We start from the raw sequence: 19933 nt of genomic DNA, 5'->3' as shown, positions 1-19933 counted from the left end.
CGGGGGCGCTATGCCGGCGCCGCGGGCGCGAGCAGGGCGGTGAACCTGTCCGCCTCGTACCCGGACGCCTCGGCGGCGTCTTGGATGCGCCGTATGATCTCGAAGCGCCGCTCGGCGCCGCGGAGAATCTCGGCGTTCGACGCCGTTTCTTCGGCGGCGAGGCCGAGGACCGACACGGTATAGAGCCAGTAGAGGAGGGTCTCCAACCGCTCGCGGTTGAACCAGAGGACGCCGTTATAGCGGTTGAAGCCGAGGCAGAGGCGCGCGTCGCCGTCGTTGAGAAGATCCCTGAACGAGGCGAGGCACTCCTCTTCGCGGCCGGTGTCGGCCCAACGGTGGTAGCCGGTGAGGATGGCCAGGAGCGTGGCGCGCTGCGCGGCGGCCCACGCGTCGAGGCCGTGCCCCCGGAGCGCCTCTGCGAACGCCTTCCCGAGCAGCAGTTCGTCCATCAAGGCCACGCCCTGCGCCGCGGCGTCCTCGCGTGACCGCAGCGCGCCGAGGTTGTGCGTGATGACCCACGCGAGGGCGGTGGCCATGAAGACGCTCCCTTCATCGAACCCCGTCCGCAGGTAGTCGAGCGCGGGCGACCCTTCGGGTGGGAATGCGGCGACGCGCGCGAGCGTTTCCATCCCCTTGGCGATCTGCTCCCGCACGCGGCGGCCGTCGCCCGAGGCGCCCGTCTGTTTGGAGACCGCCCGGACCAGCTCCGCCGCGTCTTTGGCGAGTCCCGGGCGCGCCGCGACGGGATCGGCGGCGAACGTTTCGACCGCCGTGTTGCCCGTGAACCGGACGAACGGCGCGTGGACCGGCTCGAGGATCAGCTCCCGCACCGCCTCCTCGACGCTCGGCACGCCGCGCCAGCCGAGCGACTTGGCCAGGCGCCGGTAGTACCCCTCGGGCCCGTCGGCGACCTCCCGGAAGTCCAAATAGACCGCGAAGCGGTAGGCCCCGAGCCGCGCGCGGATCCCCTGGCGGGCCAGATCCCGGCCGGAACGAATGTGCTCGAGGTTCGTCGCCTGGTCGCGGAAGATGTAGTGGACGCCGGGCGCCACGTTCAGTTCCAGCGCCTCGGCGAGCGTCTTCTGGACGACCCGTTTCTCCCCGCCGCCCTCGTAGTCCATCGCCATGCCGCATGAGGTCCGTATCCACCCCTCCGTCTCCGCGTAGCGGTTGTGGTAGAGCACCACCGCGCGCTCGGTCCCGCAACGGTTCGAGAAGGCGAAGACGTTTTCGTCCACCCGGCCGGAGCCGGTGTAGAAGTCGTAGAGGGCGAACCGCTCGACCCCGCTGAACAGGTGCCGTTTCCGCATCAGCGGGAAGATCTCCGCCTCGTGGCGCCGGACGAGGTTCCAGTCGATCGGCTCGTCCCAGTAGGCGCGGCGGTACTCCATCCCGTACTTCTCCTTGAACCCGAAGATCTGCCCGTGCCCGAACATCGGCAGGCCCGGCATCGTCACCATCATCAGGCAGACGCCGAAGTACTTGTCGCCGCAGCCGAACTGGTCGACCGCCGTGCGCTCGTCCGGGTTGTTCATGAAGTTGACGAACCGCTTGAGCACCCGCGGGTCGAACTCGAGTACGTTCTTCACCACGCTCCGGTACTTGTCGTTCTCCTCCATCTTCAGCATGTTCATGAAGGCGCTGTTGTAGACGCGGTGCATCCCGAGCGTGCGGACGAAGTACCCCTCCATCATCCAGAACGCCTCGGCGAGCAGAAGCGTGTCGGGCATCTCGCGGGTCACCCGGTCCACGACCTCGCGCCAGAACTCGTGCGGCATCCGGCGGTCGAACTCCTCGCGCAGCATCCCGTGCTCGGCGCGCGAGGGGATCCCGCCGCCGGTGCCGGGGTGCGGGTACCAGAGGCGCTGGAAATGCTTCTTGGCGAGCGTCATCGCCGCGTCGAGGCGGATGATCGGGAAGCGCCTCGCGACGTCGAGTATGGTGCGGATCACCGCCTCGCGGACATCGGCGCGGAGGAAGTCGAGCTGCGCCGTGTCGTTCCACGGCATACTCGTGCCGTCGTTGCCGTGGTAGATGTAGCGCGTTTCGCCCGTGCGGGTATCGCGCCGCTGGAAGACGACGGCGGCGTCGCGCCGGCTCCAGTAGCCGTCTTCGATCCGGAGCGAGACGCGCGGGTCGCCGGAGAGGTCGGGGCCGGTGAACCGGTAGCCGGGGAACGGCGGGGAGTCGAGCTGGATGTAGCGCTCCGGGTGCTCGACGACCCACCGCGAGTAGAGGCCGGTGTGGTTGGGGACGACATCGGTGCACAGCCGTATCCCGCGCCGCCACGCCCGCTCCTTCAACCTGCGGAACGCCTCCTCCCCGCCGAGGTCGCGGCTGATCGAGTAGTCGTAGAGGGAGTAGGCGGAGGCGAGGGCCTCGGCGTTGCCGCAGATCTGCTTGATCCGGCGCGAGGCGGGGCTCCGCTCCCAGATGCCGATGAGCCAGAGGCCGGAGAATCCCCAGCGGGCGAGCGTGTCCAGCTCCTCGTCGGGGATCTCGTCGATGCGCCTGATCAGGCGGCCGTGCTTTTTCGAGAGCTGGTCGAGCCAGACGTAGGTGCTCTTGGCGATCAGCACGACCTTCGACATCCAGTCGCGGTCCTCGGTGAAGCGCTCGTATTCGGGGGAGTCGACGTACCGCGCGTACTCCGGGTACTCATCGTCGCGGAGCCCCTTGAAGGTGAGGACCTGCGTCGGCCCCGCCCCGAGCCAGCCCGACTTCTCCTCCTCCTTGAGGACGTCGAGGGCGGTGAGGAGCCGGTAGTAGAGCGCCTCGGGCAGATACTCGCGCCAGCGCTCCCTGATGTAGGAGAGCTGTCCCTGCAGCGAGTCGGGGAATGCGGAAACCGGCTCGCGCAGAAAGTCCAGGATCGGCGTGTCGGCGCGGCCGAAGCCGGGCTGGGCGCGGAAGAACGACTCGAGCGACCGGAGAAGGGCCGGGTAGGCGGTCTCCCGGGCGAGTGTTTCGTCGTTGAACAGCTCGATCGCCGGGGCGAGCGCGGGGTTGGCGTTCGAGATGGCGAGGAGGAGCATCTCGGCGGCCGCGAGCTGCCGGTTGGGGATGCCGCCGGTCTCCCCCGCGAGAAACTTCCGCGGCGCGAGGCGCCCCGTCAAGACCGTCTGCGGAGGGAAGGCGGCGACGAACTCCTCGATCGCGCCGCGGAGCCGGTTCGGAGCGAGGCGCGTCTTCGCATGCGCCAGCCCCTTCTTGAACGCCGCGGGGTTCTTCGTCTCGCAGTAGCGCCTGATGATCGCGCGGAAGATCTCGTTGAGGAGGCCGGTCGCGTTGAGTTGCCCCGCCTTCGGCGGCACGCCGGAGAACGCCCGGTCGTCCCGGCGTTCGTAGATCCTCTTGACGATCTGCCGGAGGACGCGGAAGTCGGGGACGCGGACCTCGCCCCCCTCCGGGAAGATGCCGCGCCCCAGTTCGTAGCGGTCCCACTCCTTCTTCGAAACGGGGAACTCGAGAGGGAAGTACGGCCTGCGGGGCCGACCGTTCGCCGGGCTCATAGGCGCTCATTATAGCCGGTGGGGACGGGGGAGGGGAACTGTAATTGCGGTGTCGGGCGTGCCGCGACGCGCATCGGGGTGCCCGGGCGCTCTGCATCCTGCGCCCGGCCACCCACGCGCGCCTCCCGGGAGAAGCGCGGGGGGTCCCCCGCGCGCGTCGCCGCCGCGTACGACCCGGCGCCGTTTCGTTGCGCGCGGCCGGATGCACCGGGAGCGGTTTTTAGGTTGTTTCCCGCTTCGTTATGTCACCGGCTGAAAAAACTGAAAATAGTCTGTAATAAAACGGTCCCCCGTTGCGACTAGTAGGGCAAGGAACCGCGCGGAGGGTTTGTCTTGAACCGGCGGAAGAGGAGAAACGGCAACGTTCGCGTCCCGATCCCGCTTGTACCCGGAATCCGGCGCGGGAAATGGTTTCCCTGCCGGGGATATCTCCCCCCGGATGGTTGTCTCAGGGGGCGGGGACGGAATCGCCCCGCACGCGCCCCGCGACGCTGCGAAGGCGCGCGCGCGCCTCCGCGAGCGCCTCCGCGGGGAGTGCCGCGAAGATCACCTCGTCCCCCTCCCCGGCCATAGCGAGCACCTCGCCCCACGGACCGACGATCGCACTCCGCCCGTAGCGCGGCGGTCCCGCCGGCGGAGATCCCGCCTGGTCGGGCGCGAGGAGGAAGCATCCGGTCTCGATGGCGCGCGCGCGGCAGAGAACGCTCCAGTGCGCCTGGCCGGTGAGCCTCGTGAACGCCGACGGGACGACAAGGACCTCCGCGCCGGCGAGGGAGAGGCGCAGGAACTGCTCGGGGAACCGCAGATCGTAGCAGATGCCCGTCCCAAGGCGGGCGAACGGCGTGTCGATGAGGCCGGCGGGTCGTTCGCCCGCGGAGAGGTACTCCCCTTCGTCGTGCGAGAATGCCCCGGGTACCGCCGCGCGGAAGAGGTGGCGTTTCCGGTACGATCCGATCAGCGCCCCGTCGGGGCCGAAGGCGACAAGGGTGTTGAACGGGTGCCCGTCCTCCCGCCGCTCGGGGATGGTGCCGGGGACGAAGTGAACGGCGTAACGGCGGGCCATCTCGCCGAGTCGCTCGGTGAGGGGGCCGGGGACTGCGGTAGCGCGTCGGGAGAGTTCCGACGGGTCGACGGGACAGAGGAAGAACTCCGGACCGCAGACGAGCGCCGCTCCGCGCGCGGCCGCGTCGCGGAGCCCCGCCTCGAGACGCCGCAGATTCGACTCGACGTCGGCCTCGACCTCGATCTGGACGAGCGCGGCGGTGAAGGTCTTCATCGGGTCCGCGGGCTCCCTTCAGGCGGGCGCGTCCTTACGCCGAAAGTATCGGCCAGGCGGCGCGGCCTGTCAACGCCGTTCAACCGCACGCCGCCGGGATCGCCACCGGAGGGATCCGGCGGCGAATGCGACGGCCCGGAATCGGGGTGCCCGGGAAGCGCCATGGAAAGGCGATACGATCTACGGTGCCGCCGCCGCGGAGCACGGGGGCCCCCGCCGCGTCGGCCCCTCCGCGGCGAGACGTCACCTTCCGGCCCCGATCTCGATCCGGCAGGAATCGAGATATCCGGGGATTGTACCGTGTGCCGAGGGCGGCGCCCCGGCGGGGACGAGGCCGGCGACGACCGACCAGGCGCCGGGGGGCGCGGCGGGGAGGGAGAGGACGACGCCTGACGCGGGGACGGCGAGGCCGGGGACGCCGCGCAGGAACGGCCGGATGCCGGGCACCAAAACCGACGGGGTTCCGTCTGTGCAGGAGTAGGATCCGCCCGGCCCCGTGACGATCGCGTACGCGTCGAAACGGGATGCGACGGGGCGCACGGCGAACTCGACGGTCAGCGGCTCCCCGGCATTGGGCATATCCGTGCCCACCCAGACTTTCAGGAGCGGCGCGTGCGCGTACACCGCCCCCGAGCCCGCGGAGCCGCCGACCGCCGCGTACGACGTCCCGTCGGACGCGTGGAGCAGGTCGTAGACGTTCGGCGCGTACCTGAAACCGGCGACGCGGCGCCAGGCCGCGTCGCCCGGCGCGCGCGCGTGGATGCCGCTGTCCGATCCGGTGCTTGCGAAAAGCGTTCCCGAAACGTCCACGATGCTGAAGACCGCGTAGCTGAATCGGCTCACCCGCAGGCCGGGAAGCCACGAACCCGTCCCGGCCGGATACTCGAACGTTTGTCCATCGCACCCCGCGAGGATCGATCCGCTTGTCCCCTCCGCAAGGCGGAAGACGAGGGGAACGCCCGGAGGCCCGCCGGTGGACCGCCACCGGCCCTCCTCGTGAGACGCGAAGACGCCGCAGTCGGTCCCTGCGTAGAGAACCTCGCCCGAGGCGGCGAGGAGACAGTAGACGAACCGCGCGCCCGGGATACTCCCCGCCTCCTCCCACGATCCCCCGCCGTCGCGGGAGACGAGGATCGTCCCCTCCGGGCCGGTGCCAGCGTACAGGGACCCGTCTTCCATCTCGGCGAACGACTTGACCTCGCCTACGTTCGCATGGTCCGAGAAGATCGCGTCCCAGCTTTCCCCGCCGTCATCGCTCCTAAAGATCGCCCCGTTCGGGGAGCTGCCGGCGTAGAGGGAGCCGTTTGACGCTTCGATGAGGGCCAGGACATCGGCTGCGCCGGGGAGGAACGCGGGGCGGCTCCATCCTTCCCCGTGGGACGTGTAGACCGCCCCGCGGGGGCCGGTGGCGGCGTGCAGGGCGCCGCCGCAGGCCTGGACGATCCTGAAGACGTTGTCCGCCCCCTCGATGCGCCCGGTGCCTGACCACGCCCACGTCTCCGCCAACGACGGGACGCGGGCGGCACAGACGAGGAGGACGGCGCACGAAGCGCTTGCAGCGGCGCGCATTGCGCAAATATACCACGGGAACGGGCCTGAACGGCGCCGCATTGCGCGCCGGGCGGGGGCGCCCCAGCCCCCCTGTGGACGCTCAATTTTCCTTGACAGACGTCCGTTTCCTGATACCATGAAGCCGTGAAGTGACTGTGGTGCGGACGGCGGGTTCCGCAGCCGGTCAGGAGGTTCCGCGGTGCGTCCGCGGGGGTTCGAAAGAACGAAAAGAAGGAAGGAGGACGCAGATGATCGATGAACTCATCTCCTCGCAGGCCGAGGAGACGCCCAAAAAGGCGAAAAAGACCGCGAAAAAGGCCGCCAGGAGCGGCAGGAAGGTTAAGAAACAGGCCGCGGCTGCCGCAGCGAAGCCCGGCAAGAAGGCGGGGAAGGCGGCCCCCAAGGCCGCGAAAAAGCAGAAGAAGGCCGGCCGCAGGGGCCGTAAGGCCGCCAAGAAGGTCGTCCTGAGGAGATTCGGCGAAGAAGGCGCGCCCTCGATCCTTGTGGTCGGCGACGCGGCACAGGCCGAGCCGATCTGGTTGAAGTACTCCCAGATGACCCCGGCGAAGCCCAGCAGGCGTCCGTCGGTCCCGACCGATATCAAGATCGGCAATCTGGTCGGATGGAGGACGGACGGCGGCAAGGAGCGCGTCGGCATCGTCCAGGAGTTCCGCGCCGACAGCGCGGCCGTGGGGGTGGGAGGCAGGCTCGAGGTCATCCGCATCTGCCGGCTCATCAAGCTGGCGGACAAGGTGAAGAAGGCCTGACCGGCTCTCCGCACAACGGTGATGCCCCAAGCGGCGCGCCCGAAAGGGCGCGCCGCTTCTTTATGTGCTATGTGCATTGTTGTTCCGTGCGCCTCTTTCTCACTCCATGATCCGGGGAAGGGAACCGAATCGGGCAAGGCGCATCGAATGAGTTGGGGCGTTCAACGACAGCTGCAAGGCCGTGGTGCAGCAGTAGGGCTTTTCCGTGCGAGCGGGCGGTTTGCGGCCAGCCTGCGCCGGACGCTCTAGATTCAAAAGGGCGTCTTCGTGCGAGGGGTAGCGTAATAGGAGCGAGGGCAAGGGGGACTGAGCGGAGAGGGTGTTTCCGGGCCGGCGTTATCCCCCACGTCGCCGCAAGGATCCGGACCGCCGTCGAGCTTGCCTCCACGTCGGAGGCGTGACTCCTTCCCATCTTGATATCGCCCATCAAACACAATCACTCCTGCAAATAGCCCAACTATGTAAATTCATGTTTGCTTTACTACGGCAGGGATATCGGCTCAACATGGATATCGGCTCAACATTGTGATCTCATCGAGATTGTCGTATCATTAGCCCCTCTGGAGGCGCTCAATGCCCCGCATCTTCGACAACATCTCCGACGATCTCCTTTCCGCTCTCCGTGAAACGATTGCAGTCTCCGACCGCGCGGATTTTTGCGTGGGATATTTCAATCTCCGCGGGTGGAAGGCCCTGGATTCTCACATTGAGCGTTGGGCGGGCGGAGAGGGGCGTTGCTGCCGTCTGCTTGTCGGGATGCAGCGCATACCCCATGAAGAAGTCTATACCCTTCTCGGTATGGGCAAGTCAGACGAGGATATCGATCAGAAAATCGCCGTTCGCCTCAAGAAGGAGATAGTCCAGAAATTCAAGGAGCAACTGACGATCGGCGTACCCACTAATGATGACGAAGCGGGACTTCGCAGACTGGCCGCACAGATTAAAGCGAAGAAGGTCGTCGTCAGGCTGTTTCTGCGCCATCCGCTCCACGCAAAACTGTATCTGCTGTTCAGACCGGATCCCATAAATCCAACCGTCGGTTACCTTGGCAGCAGTAATCTGACCCTCGCCGGCCTTGCGCATCAGGGAGAGTTGAACATCGACGTCCTCGATCACGATGCATGCCGAAAACTGGCGCAATGGTTCGAGGATAGATGGAGTGACCATTGGTGCATCGATATCTCCTCCGATCTTGTGAGCGTCATCGAGGAGAGCTGGGCGCGCGAGGATGCGATCCCCCCATATCATATCTACATCAAGATGGCCTACCATCTATCCCGCGAGGCCCGCGAGGGCATATCCGAATTCCACCTGCCGGACGAGCTGAAGGACAGGCTGTTCGCCTTTCAGGAAGCAGCGGTCAAAATCGCCGCACATCACGTCAATAAGCGCGGCGGGGTATTGATCGGCGACGTGGTCGGCCTCGGCAAGACCATGATGGCGACGGCGCTCGCGCGTGTTTTCGAGGACGATTACGATCTTGAGACTCTGGTGATCTGCCCGAAAAATCTGCTCCCCATGTGGACAGATTACAGGGAACGATACCATCTTCGCGGGAAAGTGCTTTCTCTAAGCCGCGCTATCCGTGAATTGCCCGACATGCGCCGATATCGTCTCGTGGTGATCGACGAAAGCCATAATCTCCGCAACCGCGAGGGGAAGACCTACAGCGCCATTCGTGATTACATCAAGAAGAACGACAGCAAGTGCATTCTGCTTTCCGCGACACCCTACAATAAAACCTATCTTGACCTCTCAAACCAGCTCCGGTTATTCCTCCCCGACGATCAGACGCTCCCCATCCGTCCGGAGAGGCTGCTGAAAGATCTAGGGGAGACGGAATTCATTCGCCGCCATCAATGCGCCCCGCGAACATTGGCGGCCTTTGAGAAGAGCGAATATGCCGACGACTGGCGCGAACTCATGCGCCTCTATCTTGTCCGGCGGACGCGCAGCTTCATCATGGATAATTATGCGGAAACTGATCCCGCGAACGGGCGCAAGTTCCTCCCGCTTAAGGAGGGGGTCCCGTACTACTTCCCCACGCGTATCCCCAAGACGTTGAAATTTTCCATCGATGAGCGCAGCAAGAAAGATCAGTATGCGCGTCTCTACTCCTCGGATGTCGTTACTACAATCGGCTCACTCCATCTGCCCCGCTATGGATTGGGCAACTTCATCGCCCCGGCTCCCGATACACCGCCGACCAGAGATGAGGCAAAGGCGCTTCAAAATCTCTCCCGTGCAGGCAAGCGATTGATGGGATTCTGCCGGACAAATCTGTTCAAGCGACTTGAATCCAGCGGACAGGCGTTTCTCCAGTCGGTGGAACGACACATCCTTCGGAACTTTGTCTATCTCCATGCCATAGAAGCGGGGAAACCTCTCCCCATCGGAACACAGGATAGCGGTCTATTGGATGCTCGGATATGCGACGAAGACACCGATTTTGTCGGGGATATCTTCCAGGGAGAAGAAGGGACGGCATGCGCCGCCGAGGACACAACTGACCTGCGGACAATCGAGGGCTTCAGAAAGCGGGCAGCAGAGGTTTACCGCGGGTATGCCACTCATGGGAAAAAACGGTTCGACTGGCTTCGCGCGGACCTTTTCGACAAGATACTCCCAAAGTACCTGCGTACCGACGCCGAAGCGCTCATCGGAGTGCTGGACATGTGCGGCGAGTGGAATCCCCGCCTTGATACGAAGCTATCAGCGTTGCGTGCACTGATCCGTACACAACATCCCAAGGACAAGATAATCGTATTTTCCCAATTCGCCGACACGGTGCTCTATCTCGAAAAGCAACTCAAAGCGATGGGAGTCGATCGCCTGGCGGCTGTAACGGGAAATTCATCGGACCCAACGCATCTTGCCTGGAGGTTCAGCCCGGAAAGCAACGAAAAGCGGGACAAGGTTCCCCCGAAAGACGAACTTCGGGTGCTCATCGCCACGGATGTGTTGAGCGAGGGACAGAATCTCCAGGACTGCGCCATTGTGGTCAATTACGATCTCCCGTGGGCGATTATCCGCCTTGTGCAGCGGATCGGCCGTGTGGACCGCATCGGGCAACATGCGGAAACTATAGTGAGCTACTCGTTTCTCCCCGCCGATGGCGTGGAGCGCATAATTCGTCTTCGCGCCCGTGTACGGCAGCGCCTGCGGGAGAACGCTGAAGTGGTCGGGACGGACGAGGCGTTCTTCGAGGATGACCGCAATGATAAGGCCGTGCGCGATCTTTTTACCGAAAAAGCGGGTATCCTCGACGGCGACGCCGATGGGGAAGTGGATATGGCATCCTACGCCTATCAGATATGGAAGAACGCGGTCGGCGCCGATCCCGCATTGGAGAAAACCGTCGCCGATCTGCCACCGGTAGTGTATTCCACCCGCGCGCACAAATCCTCGTCCGAGGCCCCTGCCGGAGTTCTGGTCTATCTGCGGACCGCTGGGGACAACGATGCGCTCGCCTGGATTGATTCCTCCGGTCGAAGCGTTACAGAATCGCAGAAATTGATTCTGGATGCCGCCAGGTGCGCCCCGGCCACGCCGGCGGTTCCGCGCCTTGAGGCACATCATACCCTCGTCCGGTCAGGGGTCGAGCAGATCGTTAAGGAAGAGAAGACAGGCGGGGGTCAGCTCGGCCGCCCCTCGGGCGCGCGGTTCAGAACATATGAGCGGCTCAAGCGATACGCGGAAGAAGTGAAGGATACTCTGTTTGATCGGCAGGAGTTGCACCGGGCCATTGAGGAGATATACCGGTATCCGTTGCGCGATGCCGCCAAGGATGTTCTGAATCGCCTGTTGCGGACGCACGTATCCGATCAGGATCTGGCGCAAAAGGTGATGTCCCTCCGTGACGCCGATGCGCTCACGGTCAAGACCGATGATGCGGAAACCGCCCGGGAACCACGCATCATCTGTTCCATGGGATTGTCCGATCTTAAGGTCGAGAAATAGGGAGTCGTGTGAACGATGCCTTTGAATCTCGCTGAAGCCCGCAAGCACCTCGCCTCATTCGACTTCACGCCTCTTTTCATCGAAGGGCTTGGATGGAATCATCACAAGGCCACGCTCGACATCACGGTGGATGGAAACACATATCCTCTCTCCGCTGTCGCCGAGAAATGCGGCATGGCGGCTTTCGTGTGCGGACCGGAATCCAACGGGCGGCTCCCGGACTATCCCACCCGTCGCAAAATCGAGCGACAGGTCACGAAAGTCGCTCATGAGCACCTCATAATCTTCACCGGCGGCACGCCTCGATCGCAAATCTGGCAATGGGTCCGACGCGAGCACGGTATGCCCGCAGTGTGCAGAGAGCATCCCTACCATCCCGGTCAACCGGGAGAATCCCTTATTCAGAAGCTCCATGCACTGGTAGTGAGTCTTGAAGAGGAAGAAACCCTGACGCTCCCCGATGTGACGGGAAGAGCGAAGACGGCGTTCGATATCGAGCGCGTCACCAAGCGGTTCTACGACCGCTTCAAGGATGAGCATGGGGCGTTCCTCAAATTCCTTGACGGTATTCCAGACAAAGGACTTGAGCGATGGTATGTCTCCGTCATGCTCAACCGTCTGATGTTCGTATATTTCATCCAGAAGAAGGGATTCCTGAACGGCGATCGGGATTACCTGAAGAACAAGCTTGCCCAATGCAGAAAGGAGATGGGGAGGGATCGCTACTATCGGGAATTCCTGTGTCCGCTCTTTTTCGAGGGGTTCGCCAAGAAGGGAGAGGAGCGCGCGGGCAAAGCCGCCTCATTGCTCGGGGAGGTCCCGTATCTGAACGGGGGGATTTTCTTGCCCCATCAGATCGAGAAACTGCACGGCAAAACCATCGCGATCCCCGACAGGGCGTTTGAGCAGCTCTATGAATTCTTTGATGCCTACCAGTGGCATCTCGACGAGCGCCCGCTCAAGAAAGACGATGAAATCAATCCCGATGTCCTCGGATACATCTTCGAGAAATACATCAACCAGAAACAGATGGGCGCGTACTATACAAAGGAGGATATCACCGAGTACATCAGCAAGAATACGGTGATCCCCTCCCTCTTCGATACCGCGCGCGAAAAATGCACGGTGGCATTCGAGGGGGAACGTTCCGTATGGCGGCTGCTACGCGAAGATCCGGACCGGTATATCTATCCGACGGTTTGCCACGGTCTCCAATCGCCGCTGCCGCCGGAGATTGCGGAAGGACTCGACACAAGGAAACCGGGACTCATTGAGCGCCGCAAGGGATGGAACAGGCCAGCACCCGCCGAGTATGCCCTCCCCACGGAGATATGGCGCGAGGTCGTTGCCAGGCGAAAGCGTTGTGAGGAGGTACGGGAAAAACTGGCATCGGGCGGGATCCGTTCCATCAACGAGCTTATCACCCTCAACCTCGATATCCGCCAATTCGCCCAGGACGTGATCGAAAACGCCGAAGGGCCGGAACTGCTGATGGCATTTCGGCGGGCGATCGAAAGCGTGACGGTGCTCGACCCGACATGCGGATCGGGGGCATTCCTCTTTGCGGCGCTCAATATCCTCGATCCTCTCTACGAGGCATGCTTGGAGAGGATGCGTTTCTTCCTGGAAGAATGGGGCGAGAAGGGGAGAAAAAACCATCCGAATTATCACAAGTCGTTCACGGGTATTCTCAAAAGGGTGGAAGGGCATCCCAATTGCCGCTATTTCATCCTGAAATCCATCATTGTGAATAATCTCTATGGCGTGGACATCATGGAGGAGGCGGTCGAGATCTGTAAATTGCGGCTGTTTCTGAAACTCGTGGCGCAGATCGAGCAGGTTGAGGACCTGGAGCCGCTCCCCGATATCGATTTCAATATCCGCGCCGGCAACACGCTTGTCGGGTTCGCCAATCTCGCGGAAATCCGCGATGCCGCAGAGAATGAATTGAAGCGCAATGCTCATGGGGGACGTCAGGGTCTATTGCTCCTGGGCGACAAGGAAGACAGACTGCGCAAGATCGAAGAAGAAGCGGAGATCGCCGACAGGGCCTTCCACAAATTCCATGAAATGCAGACTGCGCGAGGCATGTCGCCAAAGGACTTTTCCACTGCGAAGGAGGAACTGCGCGCCCGCCTCAAGAAATTGACCGACGAACTCGACCGCTTCCTCGCCATGGAATACGACGTGAACATGGCCAAGAAGGATGCGTTCGAGAAATGGCGCCGGAGTCACCAGCCCTTCCACTGGTTCGCCGAGTTCTACGGGATCTTGAAGAAGGGCGGCTTCGATGTCATCATCGGCAATCCGCCATGGAAGGAAATTTCAACCCTCAAGGGCGAATACGGCATCAGAAACTACAAAGTGGAAAAGAGCGGAAACCTCTACGCGGTATGTAGTGAACGGTCGTTCGAACTCCTGGCCCCGGGGGGTAGCTTCAGTTTTATAGTACAACTGCCAATAGTGGGGTCCTCGCGTATGCTGTTACTCCGCGAATATCTCATGCGCCACTCCGCTCACCTCACACTAATGCCGTGTGACGACAGACCGGGCAAGCTCTTTGATGGACTGCAGCACTGTCGGAATTGCATTTTTATTGCCAGCAAGCCACATCGCCCCAACTACAACATGCTCTACACGACTAGATACAACCGATGGCCTACGGAGGCACGTGGCTATCTTTTCCCAACGGTACAATATACGCGCTTTGACGAGGAACTCATGCAGGGTGTCTTCCCCAAACTATCCGGAGAGATTCATGCATCTATCAGTCATCGATTTCTCTCACGCCCCAAAAGGACGTTGGATAGAGTTATTTCGACAACCCCAACTGAGCACTTTATTTTCTATCAGGAAGCGACTCAATACTGGGTCAAAGCTACGGTAGGCCTGCCATACTACTCAAAAAATGGCAAGGTCGCACCGCCTGCCCACGGCCGATTTCTATACTTTTCAACAAAACCGATGGCACAGGTGATTCACGCTATTCTTAATAGCAGTCTCTTCTACACATATTTTATTGCCTATGGCGATTGCTTCCATCTTAGCGATACACTTGCACGGTCTTTTCCAGTCCCCCCAGCAGCCTTTGATGACCTCGAGTTGCAAGGCCTCGCGAGTGCTCTTAGCAGGGACCTTGAAAAGCACGCCAAGCGCACGAAGATTACAACCAAGGACAACGATACAATCATTTACGCCGAATTCAATGTGTCTGACTCCAAGTCGATCATCGACAAGATCGACAAGGTCTTGGCGAAGCACTATGGTATTACAGAGGAAGAGCTCGATTTCATTATCAATTACGATATCAAGTACCGCATGGGACAGGACTATAAGGAGGAATAGAATATGATTACGCTCGTTGAAGCTTTGAACTATCGTTGCCTGAAATATATCCGGCATAGTCTCACGCCTTTTCAGGTTCTCGTCGGCCCAAATGCCACAGGGAAAACGACATTCTTGGATGTTATAGCCTTCCTGGGCGACTTAGTGTCGCATGGCCTTGAGGCCGCCGTGTCTCAAAGAGTCAATAATCCGGTGGATTTGACCTGGTGGAGAAAAGAGGATTCATTCGAGCTCGCGATTGAGGCGCTTATCCCGGAGAAAATCCGCAAGGTATTGGAGAATCCCGCGTTTGACCGGATCCGATATGAAGTCGCCGTAGGCATGGATGTGGACGGCCAGGGCATCGGCATTATGAAGGAACGCGTTCTCCTAAAGATAAAAGGAAACCGGATCGAGCCCCAACGAGAGCTATTTCCTCATCTTCAGAATGTGCCTGCAAGCATCCTTTCTCGAAAGGGCTTATCAAGGAAACAGCAATCGGTCGTCGTCAGCAAAGAGCAGGGAGGCAACGAAAATTTCTATCCGGAGACTCCCAAGGGATATAAACCTTCCTATCCATCAAAACCCCGGCGTGTGGCGTTTGCGAACCTCCCCCCCGACGAGAAGGAATATCCTGTCTCGCTATGGTTCAAAGATTACCTTGCATCAGGCATCCAGCAATTTATTCTCAACAGTCTGGAAATTCGCAAGGCGAGTCCGCCGAAGCAGATTCCGGGCTTCAAACCCGATGGGTCGAATATCCCGTGGGTTATAGAGCGGCTTAAAGAAAATGATCCGGAGCGATTCACGGAATGGGTGGAGCATCTCCAGACCGCATTGCCCGATCTGGTCGGGATACGCACTATCGAGCGAAAGGATGACAAGCATAGATATATGATGCTCCAATATCGCGGGGGGCTCGAGGTCCCGTCATGGTTGGCATCAGACGGCACGCTTAGACTTCTTGCACTAACCCTCCCCGCCTATTTAAGGGAATTCCGCGGGTGCTATATCGTTGAAGAGCCGGAGAATGGCATTCATCCGCGCGCTGTAGAGACGGTCGTGCAATCGTTGTCCTCGGTGTATGAAGCGCAAGTCCTCATGGCAACCCATTCCCCGGTGGTATTGAGCGATGTCGATGTATCGCAAGTCTTATGTTTGGCCAAGACAGAAGATGGAGCTACCGACATCGTGCGCGGAGACAGGCATCCGAAGTTGAAAGACTGGAAAGGAGCACCGAATCTTTCCGTGCTCTTTGCCGGAGGGGTGCTCGGATGATTGATCTAGTGGTTCTTGTTCCAGACAAGAAGCTGGAATTTACCATGAGAGGTATTCTCGCACGGCATCATTCTTTGGGGATCAGTCCTATTGTGGTGGAAATACATACCCATCCTGAACATGATCATGGATGTTATGGCAATGCCCCGGAATTTCTGCAATTCGCCATCATGCAAGCCAGGTACGCATTGGTGGTCTTCGATCACCATGGCTCCGGCCAGGACCATCGAATGGACAGAATCGAGATGGAAGAAGACCTGGAAAACCGCCTGGTCATGGCGGGGTGGCGAGGACGTTCGGCAGCTATAGTCATTGCCCCTGAACTTGAGAGTTGGGTGTGGAGCGATTCTCCACACGTGGATACAATCCTTGGATGGAGCAATCGAATGCCACCGTTAAGAGATTGGCTAGTCAGGCGGAGAATCATTGATAGAAGCGATACAAAGCCACCCCACCCTAAAGAGGCGATGCTCGCTGCGCTTCGGGAAGTGAGGAAATCCCAAACGTCAAAGATCTTCTCGGATCTTGCCACCCGAGTTAGTTTCGATCGTTGTACTGACGATGCATTTCTCAAGCTCAAGCGCGTGTTAAAGGAATGGTTTTTTATCTCTCCATGAGGATGGGAAGGCGACCTGTCGGATTCGGGCAATGAATCCGTTGTATAAGCACCAGGAGTTTGCAAGGGGTACTTATGATGGATATCCTGTCGATCCGGGATTCGGATACAGGATATCCCTCATCGCTAACGCGACAGCTAGGAAGCCATGCGCCGAAGATGCTCTTTGCAGTTGGCGATTTCGGCATCCTGAAACGTAAAACACTCGCCTTGTTTTGTTCAATCAAATGTCCTGGGGATATTATTCTCAAGACTTATGATTTTATCCGGGAAGTGCGCGATGCCGGGGTAGTCGTCATCAGCGGTTTCCACTCTCCAATGGAGAAGGAATGCCTCGATATTCTTCTGAAAGGGCGCCAGCCCATTATCTGGTGCCCGGCTTTCCGTGTACCTGCACAACGGCCGCGCAAGGAATATGCCAAAGCCCTTTCCGATGGCCGACTCTTGATCCTGTCGTGCTGCGGGGATAGGGTCAAAAGAGCCGATGCCAGTACGACCCGTATTCGAAATGAAATGGTCGCTGCATTGGCCGACAAGATAGTCATCCCCTACGCAGAGCCGGGGGGGAAGATAATGAGATTTTGTAGTCGCATAATGAAATTGGGGAAGCCGCTTTACACTTTTGATTTGCCCCTTAACGCGGATTTCCTGTCCTTAGGAGCCAAGCCGTGGGCGGGGAGCGCATCGCCGAAGAACGATTGAATCACCGGACATGCGGAGGAGGAGCCGGGAAACGTTGAACCGCGCGCCGCGATGTCGTAGAATACGCGGCGTCGCGCAGCGAGGTAAGGGGAGGGACGGGCGGTGGCCAAGGGGCGGGGGCGGGCGTTCGAGAAGCAGATCAAGGGGATCGTGCAGCGGCACGGCACGCCGGTCCTCACGGTGAGCCGCTCCGCGGTCCGCGCGCAGATCGCCCGGTTCCGCCGGGCGCTCCCGCGGGTCGAGCCGTTCTACGCGGTCAAGGCGAACCCGCACCCCGAGATTCTGAAGATCGCCGCCGCGGCCGGCACGGGGTTCGACGTCGCCTCCAGGGCCGAGCTCGACGCGGTGCTCGCCGCGGGCGCGGGTCCGGAACGGATCATCTTCGCCAACACCATCAAGCCCGCCGGCTCGATCGCCGCCGCCGCCCGCAAGGGCGTCACGCTGACCACCTTCGACAGCGAATACGAGCTCGACAAGATCGCCGAACACGCCCCGGGGGCCCGGGTGCTCGTCCGGATCAAGGTCCCGAACGTCGGCTCGATCGTGGAGCTCTCGCTCAAGTTCGGCGCGGACCCGTCCGACGCCGTGCCGCTCCTCATCAAGGCGCACCGGCTGGGTTTGAAGCCCGCGGGGGTGAGCTTCCACGTCGGGAGCCAGTGCACGCACTTCGGCAACTACGTGGACGCCCTGGAGATGGCCTCCATCATCTTCCGCGACGCGAAGCTGAAGCAGCTCCCGCTCGAGATGCTCGACATCGGCGGCGGCTTCCCGATCCGGCACTTCGACTTCGACGAGGACACGTTCGAGAAGACCGCCGGGGTGATCCGCCGGGAGATAGACCGGCTCTTCGAACGCAACCTGCGCATCATCGCCGAGCCGGGGCGGTTCATCGCGGGGCCCTCGGCGGTGCTCGTGATGCGGGTGGTCGGGAAGGCGATCCGGGAGAGCAAACACTGGTACTACCTCGACGACGGCGTCTACGGGGCCCTCAGCGGGATGATCTTCGACCACGCGAAGTACCAGTTCAAGGTTTTCAAGGCGGGGAGGCGGCAGCTCTCGACCCTCGCCGGGCCGACGTGCGACAGCCTGGACATCATCGCGCGCGGGGAGGACCTCCCGGAGCTCGAGCTCGGCGACATCGTCTACGCGGAGCACACCGGCGCCTACAGCGTCGCGAGCGCGACGAACTTCAACGGCATCCCGCCCGCGCGGGTCGTGATGGTGAAATGAAGCGCATCCATGGAAAGGGACCGATGAGATGAAACGCACGCACCGACTGCAGAAGAACCACTGCGAGACACCCGACTGGCTCCGGAGCAAGAAGTACCCGCACAAGTCGCGCTACCTCTCCGGGAAGAGGATCATGCCGAAGGGGATCACGGGCAGGGAGAAGCTTCCCGACCTGATGCACAACGCGTTCCTCGCCTACAACTCCGCCCGCCTGATGGAGGGGTGCCGCCTCTACACGCAGAAGATGCTCGAGCCGGACGTGACGGTCGGGATGAGCCTCGCGGGCGCCCTCACCCCGGCGGGCCTGGGCTGCTCCTGCGTCGTCCCGCTCATCAAGGCCGGGTTCGTGGACTGGATCGTCGGCACCGGGGCGAACCTGTACCACGACCTGCACTTCGCCTTCAACATGCCGCTCCATGCGGGGAGCCACCTCGTCGACGACGCCGATCTTCGCAAGAACGACGTGGTCCGCATCTACGACGTGCTCCTCGGCTACACCGACTGCCTGATGGCGACCGACGAGATCCTGCGCGGGATCCTCGTGCAGCCGGAGTTCCAGAAGGAGATGGGCACGGGCGAGCTCCACCACCTCATCGGCCGGTACGCGGCCGAGTGGGAACGCAAGTCGGGGCTCAAGGACGTCTCCGTCCTCGCCGCCGCCTACCGCTGCGGGGTCCCCGTCTATACCTCCTCGCCCGGCGATTCGACCATCGGGATGAACGTGGCGGGTGTGGAACTGCGCGGGAACAAGCTCCGCATCAACCCCTCCATCGACGTGAACGAGACGACCTCCTACGTCCTGGCGGCGAAACGCTCGGGAGGGAAGAGCGCCGTGGTGCTGATGGGCGGCGGGAGCCCGAAGAACTTCATGCTCCAGACCGAACCGCAGATCCAGGAGGTGCTCCGCATCAAGGAGGTGGGGCAGGACTACTTCTTCCAGGTGACCGACGCCAGGCCCGACACCGGCGGCCTCTCCGGCGCCACGCCCCACGAGGCGGTGAGCTGGGGCAAGGTGGACCCGCACCGCCTCCCCGACGCGGTCGTCTGCTACACCGACACGACGATCGCCCTCCCGATCCTGACGCACTATGCCCTCGCGACGCGCGCCAAACGGAAGCTCCGCCGCCTCTACGACAGGAGGGACGTCATGATGGAGGCGTTGGTGCGGGAATATTTCGCGCACAACAAGTGAGGCGGCCGGTCCGCCGTTTCCGGTCTCCCCGAAACGGCCCGGAGGGGGCGTCCCCGGGCCCGGCGGAGGGGGTCTTTCCCGCCCCGTGGCCGAGAAAAAGGCTATTGACACCCGCCGCGGGTGGGATATACTTATTTGTAATAGTAGCGACGGGCTTAGAACTCTTCGACCGCAAGGCTGAGATGTCTAAACCTTGCGGTTTTTCAGTATATGGCCTTGTCGCAGTACCGTAAAAAGGAGGCGTGATCGCCATGCCGAAGGGCAAAGTCAAATGGTTCAGCAATCAGAAGGGGTACGGATTCATCACCTCCGAGACCGGCGGTGATGTGTTCGTGCACCACACCTCGATCCAGGGCGAGGGGTACAAGAGCCTCGATGAGGGCCAGGAGGTCGAGTTCGAGGTGGAGAAAGGCCCCAAGGGGGACAAGGCGTCGCGCGTGGTCCCGCTCTAATCCTGCCATCCCGGACGGGCCCGGCGGACCGCCGGGCCCGTTTCGTCTCCGTCTTCCGCGCGCGGGAACGGTT

At 61.5% G+C, this 19933-nt stretch carries 12 protein-coding genes; 9 read left to right on the top strand and 3 right to left on the bottom strand.

Translation table 11 applies throughout. From position 1 onward, the window contains the following. Positions 1–8 precede the first annotated feature (8 nt). From GXY35_06060 to GXY35_06050, 3 genes are all read right to left on the bottom strand, one after another. Positions 9–3512: an alpha-amylase gene (locus GXY35_06060; GenBank protein ID NLW94140.1), complete on the bottom strand. Its 3504-nt coding sequence runs from the start codon at positions 3510–3512 to the stop codon at positions 9–11. A gap of 448 nt (positions 3513–3960) precedes the next feature. Continuing rightward, positions 3961–4788 carry a carbon-nitrogen hydrolase family protein gene (locus tag GXY35_06055; GenBank protein NLW94139.1) on the bottom strand — a complete coding sequence of 276 codons (828 nt, stop codon included), beginning with the start codon at positions 4786–4788 and terminating at the stop codon, positions 3961–3963. 243 nt (positions 4789–5031) lie between these two features. Then, a complete protein-coding gene (locus GXY35_06050; GenBank protein ID NLW94138.1) occupies positions 5032–6357 on the bottom strand; it encodes an exo-alpha-sialidase in 1326 nt (441 codons plus the stop codon). Positions 6358–6587: 230 nt separating this feature from the next. On the opposite strand from GXY35_06050, the gene GXY35_06045 reads away from it, so the two are divergent. The 9 genes from GXY35_06045 (at position 6588) to GXY35_06005 (ending at position 19860) form a co-directional block, all read left to right on the top strand. After that, positions 6588–7106 (top strand): hypothetical protein, encoded by a 519-nt coding sequence (locus tag GXY35_06045; GenBank protein NLW94137.1) that lies wholly within the window; start codon positions 6588–6590, stop codon positions 7104–7106. A 573-nt stretch (positions 7107–7679) separates the two neighbouring features. Continuing rightward, complete coding sequence (locus tag GXY35_06040) at positions 7680–11066, top strand: NgoFVII family restriction endonuclease (protein ID NLW94136.1); 3387 nt, start codon at positions 7680–7682, stop codon at positions 11064–11066. Positions 11067–11081: 15 nt separating this feature from the next. Further along, positions 11082–14411 (top strand): SAM-dependent methyltransferase, encoded by a 3330-nt coding sequence (locus GXY35_06035; GenBank protein ID NLW94135.1) that lies wholly within the window; start codon positions 11082–11084, stop codon positions 14409–14411. Positions 14412–14414: 3 nt separating this feature from the next. Beyond that, entirely contained in the window at positions 14415–15668 is a 1254-nt protein-coding gene (locus GXY35_06030; protein NLW94134.1) for an ATP-binding protein, read from the top strand. After that, the gene (locus GXY35_06025; protein NLW94133.1) at positions 15665–16285 is read left to right on the top strand and encodes a hypothetical protein; all 621 of its coding nucleotides are present in this window, start codon (positions 15665–15667) and stop codon (positions 16283–16285) included. The genes GXY35_06030 and GXY35_06025 overlap by 4 nt, the downstream gene beginning before the upstream one ends. Before the next feature lie 74 nt (positions 16286–16359). Next, positions 16360–16986, top strand: a complete 627-nt coding sequence (locus GXY35_06020) for a DNA-binding protein (protein ID NLW94132.1) — start codon at positions 16360–16362, stop codon at positions 16984–16986. Between the two features lie 102 nt (positions 16987–17088). After that, the gene (locus tag GXY35_06015; protein NLW94131.1) at positions 17089–18216 is read left to right on the top strand and encodes a type III PLP-dependent enzyme; all 1128 of its coding nucleotides are present in this window, start codon (positions 17089–17091) and stop codon (positions 18214–18216) included. Positions 18217–18244: 28 nt separating this feature from the next. Continuing rightward, positions 18245–19408, top strand: coding sequence for a deoxyhypusine synthase (locus tag GXY35_06010; protein ID NLW94130.1), 1164 nt, complete (start codon positions 18245–18247; stop codon positions 19406–19408). A 251-nt stretch (positions 19409–19659) separates the two neighbouring features. After that, positions 19660–19860 carry a cold-shock protein gene (locus GXY35_06005; protein ID NLW94129.1) on the top strand — a complete coding sequence of 67 codons (201 nt, stop codon included), beginning with the start codon at positions 19660–19662 and terminating at the stop codon, positions 19858–19860. The last annotated feature ends 73 nt before the right edge of the window (positions 19861–19933 follow it).

This window comes from Chlamydiota bacterium (assembly GCA_012729785.1).
Lineage (GTDB): Bacteria > Auribacterota > Tritonobacteria > UBA1439 > UBA1439 > UBA1439.
This window is presented reverse-complemented; position numbering and strand designations above follow the sequence as displayed.